This window comes from Empedobacter sp. UBA6745 (assembly GCF_002453775.1).
Classification (GTDB): Bacteria; Bacteroidota; Bacteroidia; order Flavobacteriales; family Weeksellaceae; genus Empedobacter; species Empedobacter falsenii_C.
This window is the reverse complement of the sequence record NZ_DKHL01000051.1, coordinates 8,717-24,401: the sequence shown is the minus strand read 5'-3', so window position 1 is coordinate 24,401 and position 15,685 is coordinate 8,717. Positions and strand designations below refer to the sequence as shown.

11 protein-coding genes and 1 pseudogene are annotated in these 15,685 nt (G+C 32.2%); 8 read left to right on the top strand and 4 right to left on the bottom strand.

The features are described 5' to 3' along the window. The first annotated feature begins 78 nt into the window (after positions 1–78). Complete coding sequence (locus tag B4H69_RS14780; RefSeq protein ID WP_114999161.1) at positions 79–543, top strand: Dps family protein; 465 nt, start codon at positions 79–81, stop codon at positions 541–543. Positions 544–652: 109 nt separating this feature from the next. On the opposite strand, the gene B4H69_RS14775 is transcribed toward B4H69_RS14780, so the two are convergent. Both B4H69_RS14775 and B4H69_RS14770 read right to left on the bottom strand, forming a co-directional pair. After that, a complete protein-coding gene (locus B4H69_RS14775) occupies positions 653–979 on the bottom strand; it encodes a YegP family protein (RefSeq protein WP_125350254.1) in 327 nt (108 codons plus the stop codon). Between the two features lie 128 nt (positions 980–1,107). Continuing rightward, the gene (locus tag B4H69_RS14770) at positions 1,108–3,057 is read right to left on the bottom strand and encodes a KUP/HAK/KT family potassium transporter (RefSeq protein WP_221854639.1); all 1,950 of its coding nucleotides are present in this window, start codon (positions 3,055–3,057) and stop codon (positions 1,108–1,110) included. Positions 3,058–3,383: 326 nt separating this feature from the next. Here B4H69_RS14770 and B4H69_RS14765 point away from each other — a divergent pair, with 326 nt between their 5' ends. The 7 genes and pseudogenes from B4H69_RS14765 (at position 3,384) to B4H69_RS14735 (ending at position 12,013) form a co-directional block, all read left to right on the top strand. After that, positions 3,384–3,845 (top strand): MarR family winged helix-turn-helix transcriptional regulator, encoded by a 462-nt coding sequence (locus tag B4H69_RS14765; RefSeq protein WP_019976592.1) that lies wholly within the window; start codon positions 3,384–3,386, stop codon positions 3,843–3,845. Further along, a pseudogene (locus tag B4H69_RS14760) lies at positions 3,829–6,163 on the top strand (3-hydroxyacyl-CoA dehydrogenase/enoyl-CoA hydratase family protein). Before B4H69_RS14765 ends, B4H69_RS14760 begins: the two are co-directional and overlap by 17 nt. A gap of 36 nt (positions 6,164–6,199) precedes the next feature. Continuing rightward, positions 6,200–6,559: a four helix bundle protein gene (locus tag B4H69_RS14755; protein ID WP_180905989.1), complete on the top strand. Its 360-nt coding sequence runs from the start codon at positions 6,200–6,202 to the stop codon at positions 6,557–6,559. Between the two features lie 34 nt (positions 6,560–6,593). Continuing rightward, entirely contained in the window at positions 6,594–7,775 is a 1,182-nt protein-coding gene (locus B4H69_RS14750; protein WP_038336965.1) for an acetyl-CoA C-acyltransferase, read from the top strand. Between the two features lie 86 nt (positions 7,776–7,861). Beyond that, the gene (locus B4H69_RS14745; RefSeq protein ID WP_291094669.1) at positions 7,862–9,664 is read left to right on the top strand and encodes an acyl-CoA dehydrogenase family protein; all 1,803 of its coding nucleotides are present in this window, start codon (positions 7,862–7,864) and stop codon (positions 9,662–9,664) included. A gap of 495 nt (positions 9,665–10,159) precedes the next feature. Next, positions 10,160–10,840: an SIR2 family NAD-dependent protein deacylase gene (locus B4H69_RS14740; RefSeq protein WP_286496104.1), complete on the top strand. Its 681-nt coding sequence runs from the start codon at positions 10,160–10,162 to the stop codon at positions 10,838–10,840. Positions 10,841–10,879: 39 nt separating this feature from the next. Next, on the top strand, positions 10,880–12,013 hold the full coding sequence (locus B4H69_RS14735) for a M20/M25/M40 family metallo-hydrolase (protein WP_291094666.1): 1,134 nt from the start codon (positions 10,880–10,882) through the stop codon (positions 12,011–12,013). Between the two features lie 1,011 nt (positions 12,014–13,024). On the opposite strand, the gene B4H69_RS14730 is transcribed toward B4H69_RS14735, so the two are convergent. Beyond that, the gene (locus B4H69_RS14730) at positions 13,025–14,122 is read right to left on the bottom strand and encodes a hypothetical protein (RefSeq protein ID WP_291094664.1); all 1,098 of its coding nucleotides are present in this window, start codon (positions 14,120–14,122) and stop codon (positions 13,025–13,027) included. Between the two features lie 2 nt (positions 14,123–14,124). Next, positions 14,125–14,907 carry an RNA polymerase sigma factor gene (locus B4H69_RS14725; RefSeq protein ID WP_291094661.1) on the bottom strand — a complete coding sequence of 261 codons (783 nt, stop codon included), beginning with the start codon at positions 14,905–14,907 and terminating at the stop codon, positions 14,125–14,127. Positions 14,908–15,685: the final 778 nt, after the last annotated feature.

Here is a 15,685-nt window from a genome sequence, read left to right as displayed (position 1 = left end):
ATCTATAATTCATTCGTTTTCTGGTTCTATATTTGCATTAGTAAAGTTAATCAAATAGACAATATAAAATTTAATCATATGAAATTATTATCGCCAGAAAAAAAACAAAAAATCGCTGATATTTTAATTAAATTATTAGCTGATGAACATATTTTATACTTAAAAACAAGAAATGCACATTGGAATGTAGAAGGTCCTGATTTTCAGACAATACATGTGTATTTTGAATCGTTATATAACGAGTTACAAATTGTTATAGATGATGTTGCAGAAAAAATTCGTCAAAAAGATGTTTATGCACCAGCAACTATGGCAGAGTATTTGCAGTTAGCTCACTTATCAGAAACAAGAAAAACTGAAAACAAAGATAGTTTAAGTTTTATTGCTGATTTACTACACGATCACGAAGTTATTATTGACTTTTTGGCACAGGCTGTAGTAGAAATTGATGAGTTTCATGATATTTCAACTTCGGATTTCTTAGTTGGTTTATTAGAACAACATCAAAAAACTGCTTGGATGCTTAGATCGCATCTAAAATAAAGTTGAACATTATTTTACTTCATAAGTTTTTAGTGTTAATTCATATTAGTGTTAATTAGGTTGAGCCTTGGATTTATCCAAGGCTTCAGCTTTTTATGACGGTTTGTAATTAACCTCCTACTTCTTTTATTTCTGCATCAGCAGCATTTGTTTTTACAGAAGCAATTCCATTTTTAGCGCCAGATTCAGTTTCGTACGATTGGCTTGTCCCAATTACTTGTCCATTTGTTGCCTTTAAATTGAAATGCCATTTACCAGAAGCACCTTCTTTTAATTCGTATTTAGAATCATCTTGCGAATTTTTGCGAACAGATTCAATTCCGTTTTCGCAGCTTGCTTTTTGTTTATAACCTTCGCTTGCCAAAATATTTTGTCCATTTTTAGCTTTCAAACGAAAACGATATTCTCCTGCTTTGTCTTGATAAATTTCGAACATAATTTAATTTTTTATAAATATTTTATTTTGTTGATTGATATAAATTTATAAAAATTATTTGATAATTATCAATCTATAAAATATTTACAAAAAAAATCCTGAAAAATTATTTCAGGATTTCTATTTTTTTATTGAATTCTTTTTAAATCGTCAATATTATGTTTGTGCATATAAAGAGGAATGTGTTCTATAACAACGTCGTTCTTTTCTAGACCAAAAGATTTCGGAATGTTGAATTCTATTTTCTTTAATAAATAATAAACTTTTAGCGTGAAAAATTCTTTCATACTTAATTTAGTTTCAATTGAAGGAAATTTCTCAATCAAAACAAATTTCATGTCAGGATCTTGATTGTATTTTTTCAAACATGTACTCAGATATTTTAACTCTAATTCTCCATTTGCATACATATCGTTGATTACTTTTTTGATATATTGTTCTGTTTTTGGCTGAACTCTAAATCCTACATTAAATGTAATTCGATATATTTTTTGATCGACAATTGGCAATATTTTATAACTCAACGTATAGGGTTCACTATCTCGGTTAATGTTTACAAACCAATAGACATCTGCACGTTTTGGGCGTTTTGATAAAATAGATTGAATGCTATATTTTTCGATATTTTTTGGATTCGTAGATTTCGTTAAGTAAAATAAGAAAGTAGAGTATTTATTGATTGTTTTATCTTCGCTCAATTCTGTTAATACATTTGCGTAGCGCTTTATTTTAACGAATTCTAAGTTTCGTGAATTAAGGATTTTTCCGTAAAAACTACAATACATTATTACAAAGAACAACCATCCCATTAATAATGCTAAATAGCCACCATCAACAAATTTGACAACATTTGCTACGAAGAAAGAAGATTCTATCGCTACGAATATCGACAAAATTGCCACAATAAATACTTTGTTGAATTTTGTATAATAATTAAGGTAATAGGATAACAAGAAAGTCGTCATTAACATGGTAACCGTTATGGCAAGACCGTAGGCGGCTTCCATATGGGACGAATCTCGGAAATATAGAACGATAAAGACACAGCCAGCCCATAACATAAAATTGATTGTAGGAATATAAACTTGGCTTTTGTGTTCGTTTGGTTGAATAATTAATGTTCTTGGCCAGAAACCTAAGTTAATTGCTTCATTGATTAATGTAAAAGATCCTGTAATCAAAGCTTGTGATGCAATAATAGCTGCACCTGTGGCAATACAAATTCCAGGGATCAAGAACCAATCTGGCATCATTTCGTAGAAAGGATTTCTACCGTCTAACATAGGGTTGTCTTGGTGCATTAACCAAGCTGCTTGCCCTAAATAGTTTGTTACTAAACAAATTTTAACGTACAACCAACTAATTCTAATGTTTTTTCGACCACAATGTCCTAAATCGGAGTATAATGCCTCAGCACCTGTTGTACACAAGAATACAGCGCCAAGAATCCAGAATCCGTGAGGATAATTCATTAACAAGTTATACGCGTAATAAGGGTTTAATGCTTTGATGATACTTGGATGATGTACGATATGTAAAACTCCTAAGCCTAGAAGCATTGTAAACCATAAAACCATAAATGGTCCAAATATTTTTCCTACTTTATTTGTTCCAAATCGTTGGAAGAAAAATAACATCGAAAGGATAAAGATGACAATAGGTATAGTAGGTAGATTTTCGAGTCCGTTTAGCATTCGTAGTCCTTCAACAGCGGAAGAGACGGAAACGGGGGGAGTGATAATTCCATCGGCGAGCAAAGCAGAAGCTCCAATGATAGTAGGAATAATTAGGTTTTTACCTTTTTTCTTGATTAATGAATACAAAGAAAAAATTCCTCCTTCGCCATCATTATCCGCTTTTAGTGTCAACCATACATATTTGATAGAAGTCTGAAAACACAAAGTCCAAAAAACACATGATACGCCTCCGTAGACAATGCTCTCTTCAATCACGCGATTCTCGCCAATTATCGCTTTCATTACATATAAAGGACTTGTTCCAATATCACCGTAAATGATTCCAAATGCGATTAAGAGCGTTGCCGCAGTTACTTTGTTCATCGTATGGTTTGATTCCATAAGCAGTATTTTAAAATTTCTACGAATGTATGTCGTTGAAAAGAGATTAAACAATCTTATTTATTTATAATACAAAACCAACATTATACTTATTTTCGATACTAATTATAGCGTATTTTTACACTACTGCAGTCGGTTTTTTATTAATGGAATAAATTTAAGTATTATTTAATCATACTATTTATTTTATTAATCATAATTTAAAGTTACATTTCATTGAGAAATAGTAAATTGAATCATTATTTGTTAAACAAAATTAAATTTTAAAACTTTATTATGCTTGCATAATAAAAAAAAGATTATATTTGTTAGACATACACTAAAATATGTTAAGAGAAGATTTAACGATAGATTATTTATTGCGTTCAACATGGTTGTCAGTTCAGAAAATGTATAATGAGCAAGCAGGTGCTTACGATTCTACAATGGTGTATGCCTTTACATTATTATCAATAGATCCGAAAGGAGGTACGCCAAGTACGTCGCTAGGACCAAAGATGGGAATAGAGCCAACAAGCTTGTCGAGAACATTAAAAAACTTAGAAGCAAGAAATTTTATCGTTCGAAAACCAAATCCAGAAGATGGGAGAAGTGTGTTGATCACTTTGACTGAAGAAGGATTAAGAATGAGAGATATTTCAAAACATTTTGTTTTGCAATTTAATGAATCAATTAATAATCACATCGAGCCAGAGAAAATGCAAATTTTCTTGGAAGTGATTTATAAGATTAACCAATTAATATCGGACAAAAAAATATTTAAAAACAATTATGAGAAGACACGTTAAACACGTAACTGTATTAGGATCAGGAGTGATGGGGTCTGGTATTGCATGTCATTTTGCAAATATCGGAGTCGAAGTCTTGATGTTAGATATGGTTCCTCGCGAGCTTACACCACAAGAGCAAGCGAAAGGACTTACTTTAGAGAGTAAAGTAGTTCGTAACAGAACTGCTCAAACTCACTTAGATGCTGCTTTAAAAAGCAATCCTTCACCAATTTATGACAAAGCATTTGCTTCTCGTATAACTGTAGGGAATTTTGATGATGATTTCGAGAAGATTAAAAACTCGGATTGGGTAATAGAGGTTGTGATCGAAAGATTGGATATTAAACAATCTATTTTTGAGCGTGTAGATAACTTCCGTAAACCAGGAACTTTAGTCACTTCTAATACTTCTGGTATTCCAATTCATTTGATGGCTGAAGGTCGTTCAGATGATTTTCAGAAACATTTCTGCGGAACGCATTTCTTCAATCCGCCACGTTACTTAAAATTATTCGAAATTATCCCAACTCCTCAAACAGATAAATCTGTTGTTGAGTTTTTCCAAAACTATGCATCTTTATTTTTAGGTAAAACACCAGTTTTATGTAAAGATACGCCAGGTTTTATCGGGAATAGAGTAGGAGTTTACTCGATGGCGAAAGTGATGGAATTGGCGCAAGAAATTGGATTAACGATTGAAGAAGTTGATACTTTGACAGGTTCTATTTTGGGTCGTCCAAAAACGGGAACATTCAAATTGGGTGATTTGGTTGGTTTGGATACAGCATATAATGTAACAAAAGGTTTACAGCAAAATGCGCCAAATGACGAAATGATCCAAGGTTTGAAAGATTCAAAATTCTTGGATTTCTTAATCGAAAATAAATTCTTAGGAGATAAAGCGAAAAAAGGTTTCTATTATAAAGAAATTGATAAAGAAGGGAATACCAATCGTTTTGCCTTAAATCTTGATACGTTAGAGTATCGTCCAATGGAACGTGCAAAAGTTACAGCTGTAGAAACTGCTAAAAATGCAGGATCTATGCGTAATAAATTAGGTGTTTTATTGAAAGATTCTGGTAAGGCTGGAGAATTGATTCGCAAACATTTTGCTTCATTATTCGCTTACGTTTCTCAACGTGTTCCAGAAATTACAGATGTACTTTATCCAATTGATGACGCTTTAAAAACAGGTTACGCTTGGAAATATGGTCCATTTGAAACATGGGACTTGGTTGGGTTACAAAACGGAATTCAATTAGTAGAATCAGAAGGTTTCAAGGTTTCGGATTGGGTAAAAGAATTAGCTGCTTCAGGTGCAGATTCTTTTTATAAAATCGAAAATGGTAAGAAATTATTCTATAATCAATCATCAAAACAATTCGAATTAATTCCAGGTCAAGATGCATTTATTATTTTAGATAACATCAGAAAAACAAATGAAATCTGGTCAAACCAAGAAATATCTATTCAAGATTTAGGAGATGGAATCATCAATATTGAGTTCCGTTCTAAAATGAATTCTCTTGGAGGAGGAGTTTTACAAGGAATCAATAAAGGAATCGAGTTAGCAGAAAAAGATTATCGTGGAGTTGTAATTGGTAACCAAGGAGATAATTTCTCTGTTGGTGCTAATTTAGCCATGATTATGATGATGGCTGCAGAACAAGATTGGTGGGAATTGAATATGGCAATCAAAATGTTCCAAGATACAATGATGCGTGTTCGTTATTCATCTATTCCAGTTGTTGTTGCTCCTCACGGAATGACGCTTGGTGGAGGTTGCGAAATGTCAATGCATGCGGATAAAATTGTAGCTGCTGCCGAAACTTACATTGNNAACTGAATTCGCTTTAAAAGATGATGTAAAAGTAAATCATTTACGTGATAATTTCATGAATATCGCAACTGCGAAAGTGGCAACTTCAGCTTATGAAGCGAAGAATATGGGAATTATTCGTGAGCAAGATATTGTTGTAGTAAATGCCGAACGTCAAATTGCAGAAGCGAAGAAACATGCAATTATTATGGCAGAAGCAGGTTATACACAACCAATTCAACGTAAAGTAGAAGTGTTAGGAAAAGAAGCAATGGGAATGTTCTATGTTGGAACAGATTCTATGGTTGCTGGACGTTTTGCTTCGGATCATGATCGTTTAATTGCGAATAAATTAGGATATGTAATGACAGGTGGTAATTTATCTGAATCAACTTATGTTTCAGAACAATACTTGTTAGACTTAGAGCGCGAAACATTCTTATCTCTTTGTGGAGAAAGAAAAACATTAGAGCGTATTCAGCATATGTTAAAAACAGGTAAACCGTTGCGTAATTAAAATTGTAGTATTGAGATTTTAGATATTAGTATTGAGATGCATAAACTTGAGGATTTGATAATTTGGAAAAAAGCGATTGAGCTGACAAAACAAGTTTACTTGATTTGTTTAGAATTACCTCAAGACGAAAAATTTGGTTTGACAAGTCAAATTAAAAGAGCAACAATTTCAATTCCTTCTAATATTGCAGAGGGAGCAGGAAGAAACTCGAATAAAGAATTCGTTCATTTTTTATCTATAGCAAATGGTTCTTCTTACGAATTAATGACTCAATTAATTTTAGGAATAGAATTACAATTATTGAAAAAAGATAAAGTAGAACACATCATTTTATTGTTAAATGAAATTCAAAAAATGAATTATGTATTTCAACAAAAATTAAAATCTAATATCTAACATCTAAAATCTAACATCTAAATTTTTAAATAAAATGAAACAAGCATATATAGTTACAGGATATAGAACAGCTGTAGGAAAAGCGCCAAAAGGAACATTGCGTTTTACGCGTCCAGATGAAATGGCAGCTACAGTAATCAAGCGCTTAATGCAAGATTATCCAACTTTAGATCCAGCACGTATCGACGATTTAATCGTTGGATGTGCGATGCCAGAGGCAGAACAAGGATTGAATATGGCACGTCTTATCTCATTAATGGGATTAGACACAGACAAAGTTCCAGGTGTTACAGTAAATCGTTACTGTGCATCAGGATCAGAAGCAATTGCGTTGGCAGCTGCTAAAATTAGAACGGGAATGGCAGAATGTATCATCGCAGGTGGTGCAGAATCGATGTCGTATATTCCGATGGGAGGTTACAAACCAATTCCAGAAACAGATTTAGCGAAAGATCATCCAGATTATTATTGGGGAATGGGATTAACAGCTGAAGAAGTAGCAAAAGAATTTAAAGTGTCTCGTGAGGATCAAGATTTATTTGCATTCAATTCGCATCAAAAAGCATTAAAAGCAAATGCTGAAGGAAAATTTGCATCTCAAATCGTTCCAATTGATGTTGAATACAGTTTCTTAGATGATAAAGAAAAAGTTCAAACAAAGAAAATTGATTTTAAAGTGGACGAAGGACCACGTGCTGATACATCAATCGAAGGTTTAGCAAAATTACGTCCTGTTTTTGCGCAAGGAGGTTCAGTTACAGCAGGTAACTCTTCTCAAATGTCGGACGGAGCAGCTTTCGTTATGGTAATGTCAGAAGATATGGTGAAAGAATTAGGTCTTGAGCCAGTTGCACGCTTAGTTGCATATTCTACGGTAGGTTTAGCACCTCGTATTATGGGAATGGGACCTTTGTTTGCAATTCCAAAAGCGTTAGAACAAGCAGGAATGAAATTAGAAGATATTCAGTTAATCGAATTGAATGAAGCTTTCGCTTCTCAATCAGTTGCAATTATGCGCGAGTTGAATCTTAATCCTGATATCGTCAATGTAAACGGAGGTGCAATTGCTTTAGGGCATCCACTTGGATGTTCGGGTACGAAATTAACCGTGCAATTGTTACATGAAATGGAAGCGCGTAAAGCGAAATATGGAATGGTAACCATGTGTGTTGGTACAGGACAAGGAGCAGCTTCAATTTTCGAATATCTAAAATAATATATAGAATTGAGAGGTTAGATGATAGATTTCAAATTTATCTAACTTCTCAATTTTAAAATCTAATATCTAAACAACAAAAAAATATGTCTACAAATCCAAATAGATTAATCGGAGGTCAATATTTAATTAAAGATGCCTCTTACAATGATATTTTCACTTACGAAGATTTATCAGAAGAACAACAAATGATTTTGCAATCTGCAAAAGAGTTTATTGATAAAGAAGTAGTGCCTAAAAAACACCAAATTGAGAAAAAAGATTATGCGTTGATTGAAGAATTAATGCGTAAAATTGGTGAATTAGGTTTATTAGGGATTTCTGTTCCAGAAGAATATGGTGGAATGGGAATGGGATTCGTTACAACAATGTTAGTGTGTGACTATATTTCAGGAGCAACAGGTTCGTTAGCGACAGCTTTTGGAGCACATACTGGAATTGGAACAATGCCAATTTTATTGTACGGAACAGAAGAACAAAAACAAAAATATTTACCAAAATTAGCAACAGGAGAATGGTTTGCATCTTACTGTTTAACGGAGCCAGAAGCAGGTTCTGATGCAAATTCAGGAAAAACAAAAGCTGTTTTATCAGAAGATGGTAAAGAATATATCATCACAGGTCAAAAAATGTGGATTACAAATGCAGGTTTTGCTGATTTATTCATTGTTTTTGCACGTATTGATGATGATAAAAATATCACAGGTTTCATTGTAGAAAAAGATAAAGCTGGTGCTGGATTCTCATTAGGAGAAGAAGAAGATAAATTAGGAATTGTTTCTTCATCAACACGTCAAGTTTTCTTTAATGAAGTTCGTGTTCCAGTAGAAAATCTATTAGGAGAAAGAGACGGAGGATTTAAAATTGCAATGAATGCATTGAATGTTGGTCGTATTAAATTAGGAGCAGCATGTTTAGATGCGCAACGTCGTATTTTAGATTATTCGTTACAATATTCTTCAGAGCGTAAACAATTCAATACGTCAATCAATTCGTTTGGTGCAATCAAAGAGAAATTAGCTGATATGGCTGTTTCTGCATTTACTTCAGAAGCTGGTGCGTATCGAGCAGCGAAAGATGTGCAAGATGCAATCGAAGATAATATGGCAAAAGGAATGCCTCATAACGAAGCGGAATTAAAAGGTATTGAAGAATATGCAATTGAAGCTTCTATCTTAAAAGTTTGGATTTCTGATGCAACTCAAATTTCTGCCGATCAAGGAATTCAGATTTATGGAGGAATGGGATATTCGAAAGAAATGCCAATGGAAGCAGCTTGGAGAGATGCGCGTATTTCGAGAATTTACGAAGGAACTAACGAAATCAATACCTTATTATGTGTATCGATGTTAGTAAAACGAGCATTCAAAGGAAAATTAGATTTAATGTCTCCTGCAATGAATGTGGCGAACGAATTAATGTCTATTCCATCGTTTGATGTTCCAGATTATTCAGAATTATTTGCGCAAGAAAAAGAAATCATTGCAAATCTTAAGAAATCGTTCTTTATGGTTGCGGGTTCTGCTTTGCAAAAGTTTGGTGCAGAATTAGAGCAACACCAACAGTTGATTATTGCTGCTTCTCGTATTATGCAAGAAATTTATATGGTTGAATCGGCGATGTTACGTGCAGAAAAAATTGCAAATGTAAAAGGTGCTGATGCGGCGAAGAATGCAGAAAAATTAGTTCAATTACAATTATTCAAATCGGTAGAAATTATCAAAACAGAAGCTACTCGCGGTATCGTTTCTTTCACAGAAGGAGATGAGCAACGCATGATGTTATCTGGTTTAAGAAGATTTACACGTTACAACGAATATCCAAACGTAGTTAACTTAAAAACTGAAATTGCAGAATTGTTAATCAAAGAAAATAAATACACTTTCTAAGTATATTTTAAATACAAATTATTTAAAGCAGTCAATTTATTGACTGCTTTTTTATTTTTAATATGTTGAAATATAATTTGGTATATCATTTGATGATTCTAGAGTAAGTACTAGTCTTTATATAAGTTAGTTGAGTTTTCATGGTACTTAAGTTTTAGTAGAGAAAGGCCTCAGTTGTTCCCAATTGAGGTTTTTTATGCCTTGAGGTTAAAGTTTATTCATTAAAAATAAGAGAGTTAAGTCGATATTTCTTAATGAAATACTTTTCGAAAGAAATCATTTGAAGTAACTTTAATTCAAATTAATAACCCAAAAACAAAGCTTATGATAATTAATGCAGCAATTCTTATGTTGACCATGTTTGCAACATTTAGTATTATGTGTCTAGTCAAATTAGATGAACTTAAAAAAATAAAATAAAACCGAAACTCCATTTCTATAAATGGAGTTTTGTTGTTTTATAAAGTTATATTTACTTCAATTAATACATTCGAAATGAAAAAGAAGTTAGTTGTTTTAACCGGAGCTGGAATTAGTGCTGAAAGTGGAATTTCTACTTTTCGTGACGCGAATGGTTTGTGGGAAAATCATGATATTATGGAAGTCGCTTCGATTGATGGTTATCAAAGAAACCCAAAATTGGTTCAAGAATTCTATAATCAACGTCGAAAACAATTATTCGAAGTAGAACCCAATGCAGCGCATCATTTCTTGAAAGAGTTAGAAAATGATTTTGAAGTTGTAATTATCACTCAAAATGTAGACGATTTGCATGAAAGAGCAGGTTCTTCTAAAATAATACATTTGCATGGCGAATTGAGAAAAGCGCGAAGCGAAAAAGATGAGAATCAAATTATTGATTGGAATAAAGATATCAAACTTGGAGATTTGGCTGAAGATGGAAATCAACTTCGTCCGCATATTGTGTGGTTTGGCGAAATGGTTCCGGAAATAGAAAATGCGATTGATGAGGTTTTAAAGGCAGATATTTTGGTAATTATTGGAACATCGATGCAAGTGTATCCAGCTGCTTCGCTCAAAGATTATGCAAAAACAAATGTCCCAATTATCTATATCGATCCATCAGATACCTATACCAATTCATCTATTACGCATATCAAGAAAAATGCAACAGAAAGTATCGAAGAATTAAAAACTATTTTGAATAATTTTTAATCTTTTACGTTTTACTGTTGATTAATTAATTTAGAGAATATGAAGTATATATTTCTACCATTATTTGTTTTTTCTATTAATGCGGCTGCACAAGAGTTAAATCCATTCTATCAATCGATAGTAGATCAAGTTAAATATGATTCTGTTCATCAAAAGCTACAAAAATTTCAAGATTTCGGAATTAAAACTGTTGGTTCGTCAGCTCATGAAAATACATTTACATGGTTGAAATCTTATTATACAACATATGGTTATGCCACTATAGAGCAACAATCAGTTAATGTTTTTGGAAATGTTGGAAATAATTTGATCATAACAAAAATTGGAAAAAAATATCCTGATGAATTTATTATCATCGATGGTCATTATGATACATTAAATGGACCAGGAGCGAATGATAATGGATCGGGAACGGTTACTTTATTAGAAATTGCTCGATTAATTAAAGATATCGATACTGATTATTCGATCAAGTTTATTCATTTTACAGGAGAAGAACGCGGTTTAAAAGGAAGTCAGACATATGTCAATCAAATTGCAGTTCCTCAGAATTTAAACATTAAAGCTGTTCTGAATATTGATGAGGTAGGAGGAGTGGCGAATAAAGTAAATTCAACAATTGTTTGTGAGCAAGATGAAAGTAATCCAACATCAAATAATGCAGCTTCTTCTGATTTGACTAATCAAATGTCGAATATTTTTCCCTTGTATACAACTCTAAAAACTGAAATTTCGAATGCTTATAGTTCCGATTATATGCCTTTTCAGGCAGTTGGTTATCCAATAACTGGACTTTTCGAAAAGAATGAAACACCTTATGCACATACTGCTCAAGATATAATAGCTAATTTAGATTTGAATTATTTGACAGAAGTAGCGAAAGGGGCTTTGGCGACTATATTACATTTTTCTCAAGCACAAGAGAAGTTGACTACAACAGATCATACTATTTCAACTTTGCAAGTGTACCCAAATCCAGTAAAGAGAAACCTTCATTTTTCGCAGATTTTAAAGCAACCTACAATTTCTATATATAACGAAACAGGAATACAGGTCTATGAAAAGAAGTTTCAAACAACAGTTTCACAGATAAATTTAGAACATCTTACTTCTGGCGTTTATTTCGTTAAAATAAATTCGAATCAACATAGTTTTAAGATTTTGAAGAAATAAATTGTTGCGTCTCATTTATGTAATAAATTGACTTTTTTAGTTGAATAGTTACTTTTTTTGTCTAAATGGTAATCAACCTTTCGATACACGAGCACCGAACAAACCATACGCAATGGATATACAATGGATACAGAATACATATAGCGCGGATACACAACCGATATAGAAAAAATGCATTTTAGTGCATACAACCTCCATTTAGGTTAATGGATAACCAATTAGGTTCATTATTCGTCACTTCTAGTTAATTTGTTTATCTAAGGGGTAATTTTACATCGTTGTTGTGCCCCTTCAAGAAGAATACCGAATAAAAAATGAATATTCCAACCACAATAGAAACATAGGTTTTATTAAGTTTTACGTTCTACGCTTAACGTTTTACGGATTTTGTCATTCTGAGTTTATTTCAGAATCGCATCCAATGATACTTATTTTAGAGGTTTGAATCGCCTTGGTCATTGTGCTGAATATCAAGTGGAAATACTGTTTTTGGTCATGTGTTCTTACGATTTAAATGATTCTCAAAGGTTATTTTTGTAATCTACTTCATTTTATATTTGTATTCAAAAAGTGATTTTGTGTTATTTCGAAACCTTGAAAATTCTAGCCTCTCACAAATACATAATGGATTTTACTTAATACATTATAAATATTACATAGTACAACACTAAAATCTACTTTTTTAAATGAAATTTAAAGATTATCATTGCTCAAAAGACGAGTTTCAATCCATTGAAACTTTAAAAATGATATCCTTTTGTATTCCACTAAACATTTTTTTGTATAAAAAACAACTTGGCAATTATTACAACATCTGAACTACAAAAATCTTTTACATACATTCTACTGCCACTATGTTGCCTTTATCCTGCCTTTATGTTGGGAGTATCTAGCAAGTATCTGTAGATGAAAAAAAATTGGCCCTTGCGTTATATATGTTGTTTATATTTAGTGAGTGTTTATTATCAACCTCACCTTACGGGTGTACAATCACCCTCAAAAATTATATTTTTAAGCTGTTATAAGCTCAATTCCTGCTTTATCTGCCTTATATTTTATTTTGGTCATCAGTTTATAATAACTCCAATTTCTCAGTACAAAATCTTCTTCTTTGGCCAGCTCTATCTTTTCTTCTTGATCCATTAAAATAAGTGTTCCTGCTTTATTATTTACACAAAAATCAATTAACTTTCTGCTGTAAACATGTAGTCGATGATGCACATAATTTTTTTCTACTTGACTCATTTTATCTAGCGCTTTTAGTTTCCTCGTTTTTCCTTTGCCCGATTTTGCATAAGTTGCCCCAATTTGTATTCGTTTACGGGACGCTTGTATCGCTAACCTTCGGTATAGAAACTCTTCTTTGGTTCCTATAGTAAGCCGAGATTTTCCTATTTTTACAACCAACGGATATTCCAACGACAAAGAAACTTCTGCAATAATTTCGGGTTGTAATTGATGATTTTCTTTTTCGATCTCAACAACAGCTAACCAAAATATTTTACTTTTTTCTAACTTTATTTGTGATGTACAAAGTTTAATTTCTCCGCTTACCACTTGTTCCAATAACCTTTTATTACTTGTAAAATCTTTTCCCAAATAGGTTTTGAATGGAAGTTGAAACAACCGAAAACAAAAACATTTTTTCTCAGGATTGTAAGAGAAGCTACGTATACTTTCTGCTCCAAAAGGAAATGCCATATCTCGTTTGAAGTTTTTTAACGAAGCTTCTCCTTTCCAATATCTTTGAGAATCTTTGTTGTATGAACTGTGGAGTCTATTATTTAAACAAGATAATATATTGGTTGGAATTTCACCTTTAAAACGGTCTGATAGCACACGATAAGTGGTACTCATTTGCGAATTTTTTAATATACCCTCTGCATCTTTCTTCTCGTCCATTAATTTATATTTAACACCTTCAGAGAGGTACAAAAAATCTTTCATCATTTCTTGTACATACAAATGAGAAACAATCAAATTAGCGGCTTTAAAACATCTGTTTTGCCATCTATAAAGCTTGTCTAATGCCTCTTTGCGTTCTTCTTGAGTTGGTAAATCGATAAGTATTTGTATTTTTCGAGTGAGTATTAAAGTAGATTTTTCCATGATCAATAGTTTAGGGATTGAACTTTGTTTTGTTGAGTGAATTTATAAGCGACTATAAATTCATTGTGTACCTCTTTTTGAGACAATTGTAATGCTGAAGCTATTGTTGAAAAAGATTGTTTATGCTTACATCGAAGTTTTAAAATCAACGATTGTGTTTCAGATATTTGATTTTCCTTCTCTGCTGTAGAGACTGTTTTGGTTTTAATAATTAATTTATCTTGGTGACTTAAAATCTTCTTAAGATCATCAATAGCATGTTTAATTTCGTTACTCGTTTCAGTGATTCCTCTTCCCATTGCTTTAGCAATCGCTTTGTATTGAAATCCATGTTTTAAACAGAGTTCAATCAAATGCTTTCTTTCAGCACTTAATAAGGGTAATACTTTTATAATTTGATCAAAATAGTGCTGTTGTGTTTCTTGTTCGTTTAGGTTTTGAATGTTATCTGCGGGATCATATCCAGCTAAATAACTTTGATAATTCTCATAACTTTCTAGTGAACTTACAGTTCTAAAAAACTTATTCTTCGGTTTAGCATAATGCGAATAGCAACTGTATTTCATTACAAACCTTAAAAAGAATAAGATATGATAAGGAGATTCCATCTTTTCGCGATATTCCCATAATTTTAGAAATGCATCTTGTACCAAGCATTCTACTACAAATTCATCCTCAATTATTTGTTTACCAAACCAAAAGATTCGTTTATTGTACCTGACATAAATACGTTCGAAGGCAGTAGAATTACCTTTTTTTAATAATTCAAATTCTTTTTCTAGCATAATAAAGGTGGTTTTATTTATGTTTTACGTGATACGTATGACGTTCTACGTTTTTACATAGTTTTTAAATTCAACATTAGTTTTAAAAGTCACTCTTTTTCCTGTACATCGCGCCAACTTTGTTTTTGGGAAAGGGTTTTTTGTTTTTTATTTCAAATTTGTTCTTTACTTTCATTTTTTTGCTCATCCAAAAAACGAAACAAAAAAAGATGCCGACAGTAGTCTCTCAATGATTCAACTAAATAAATTATTTCCATAAAGTTGATAACTCACTTCGTTCAAACACCTCAACTTTTTTATTCCAATAATTTAGAGTTGAATTGCATTTCGATTCTAAATCGTCGGATTTTTAACTCTTTTTTCAATACTCAAATCCTTTTTTAATAACGGATTTTAGAGTCGACATACGATTTGCAGACGAGTTTCAATCCATTGAAACAAGCGTAAAAAAGATTAGTGAGCGATAGCGAGTCATTTAATCTTTTTAGAGAGTAAAATGAAGATTGAACGTCGAAAATCGCAGTCTTGACTTTTTTGGTTCGTTTTTGTGTTAAGACAAAAATGAACGTAAAGTACTTTCTATCACTTTTTTATTCATAGCATATCTATTTTAATTATAGGTATTCACATGCCCTTCGGGGAAGAGAGCAAAAAAGTAATCAAAAAACTCTTGGCCGTAAACCTCTCTACTCAAAATGTTTTCACTCCACTAAAGATTTAAAAAAAACTATGGGCTAAAATCTTTTTAACGTTGTACTCAAACATTTTCTTAACGTGA

Bases quoted from the DNA above. Each gene is read 5' to 3' on its own strand.
- B4H69_RS14780 (WP_114999161.1), top strand. From the start codon at position 79: ATGAAATTATTATCGCCAGAAAAAAAACAAAAAATCGCTGATATTTTA.
- B4H69_RS14775 (WP_125350254.1), bottom strand. From the start codon at position 979: ATGTTCGAAATTTATCAAGACAAAGCAGGAGAATATCGTTTTCGTTTG.
- B4H69_RS14770 (WP_221854639.1), bottom strand. From the start codon at position 3,057: ATGGAATCAAACCATACGATGAACAAAGTAACTGCGGCAACGCTCTTA.
- B4H69_RS14765 (WP_019976592.1), top strand. From the start codon at position 3,384: ATGTTAAGAGAAGATTTAACGATAGATTATTTATTGCGTTCAACATGG.
- B4H69_RS14755 (WP_180905989.1), top strand. From the start codon at position 6,200: ATGCATAAACTTGAGGATTTGATAATTTGGAAAAAAGCGATTGAGCTG.
- B4H69_RS14750 (WP_038336965.1), top strand. From the start codon at position 6,594: ATGAAACAAGCATATATAGTTACAGGATATAGAACAGCTGTAGGAAAA.
- B4H69_RS14745 (WP_291094669.1), top strand. From the start codon at position 7,862: ATGTCTACAAATCCAAATAGATTAATCGGAGGTCAATATTTAATTAAA.
- B4H69_RS14740 (WP_286496104.1), top strand. From the start codon at position 10,160: ATGAAAAAGAAGTTAGTTGTTTTAACCGGAGCTGGAATTAGTGCTGAA.
- B4H69_RS14735 (WP_291094666.1), top strand. From the start codon at position 10,880: ATGAAGTATATATTTCTACCATTATTTGTTTTTTCTATTAATGCGGCT.
- B4H69_RS14730 (WP_291094664.1), bottom strand. From the start codon at position 14,122: ATGGAAAAATCTACTTTAATACTCACTCGAAAAATACAAATACTTATC.
- B4H69_RS14725 (WP_291094661.1), bottom strand. From the start codon at position 14,907: ATGCTAGAAAAAGAATTTGAATTATTAAAAAAAGGTAATTCTACTGCC.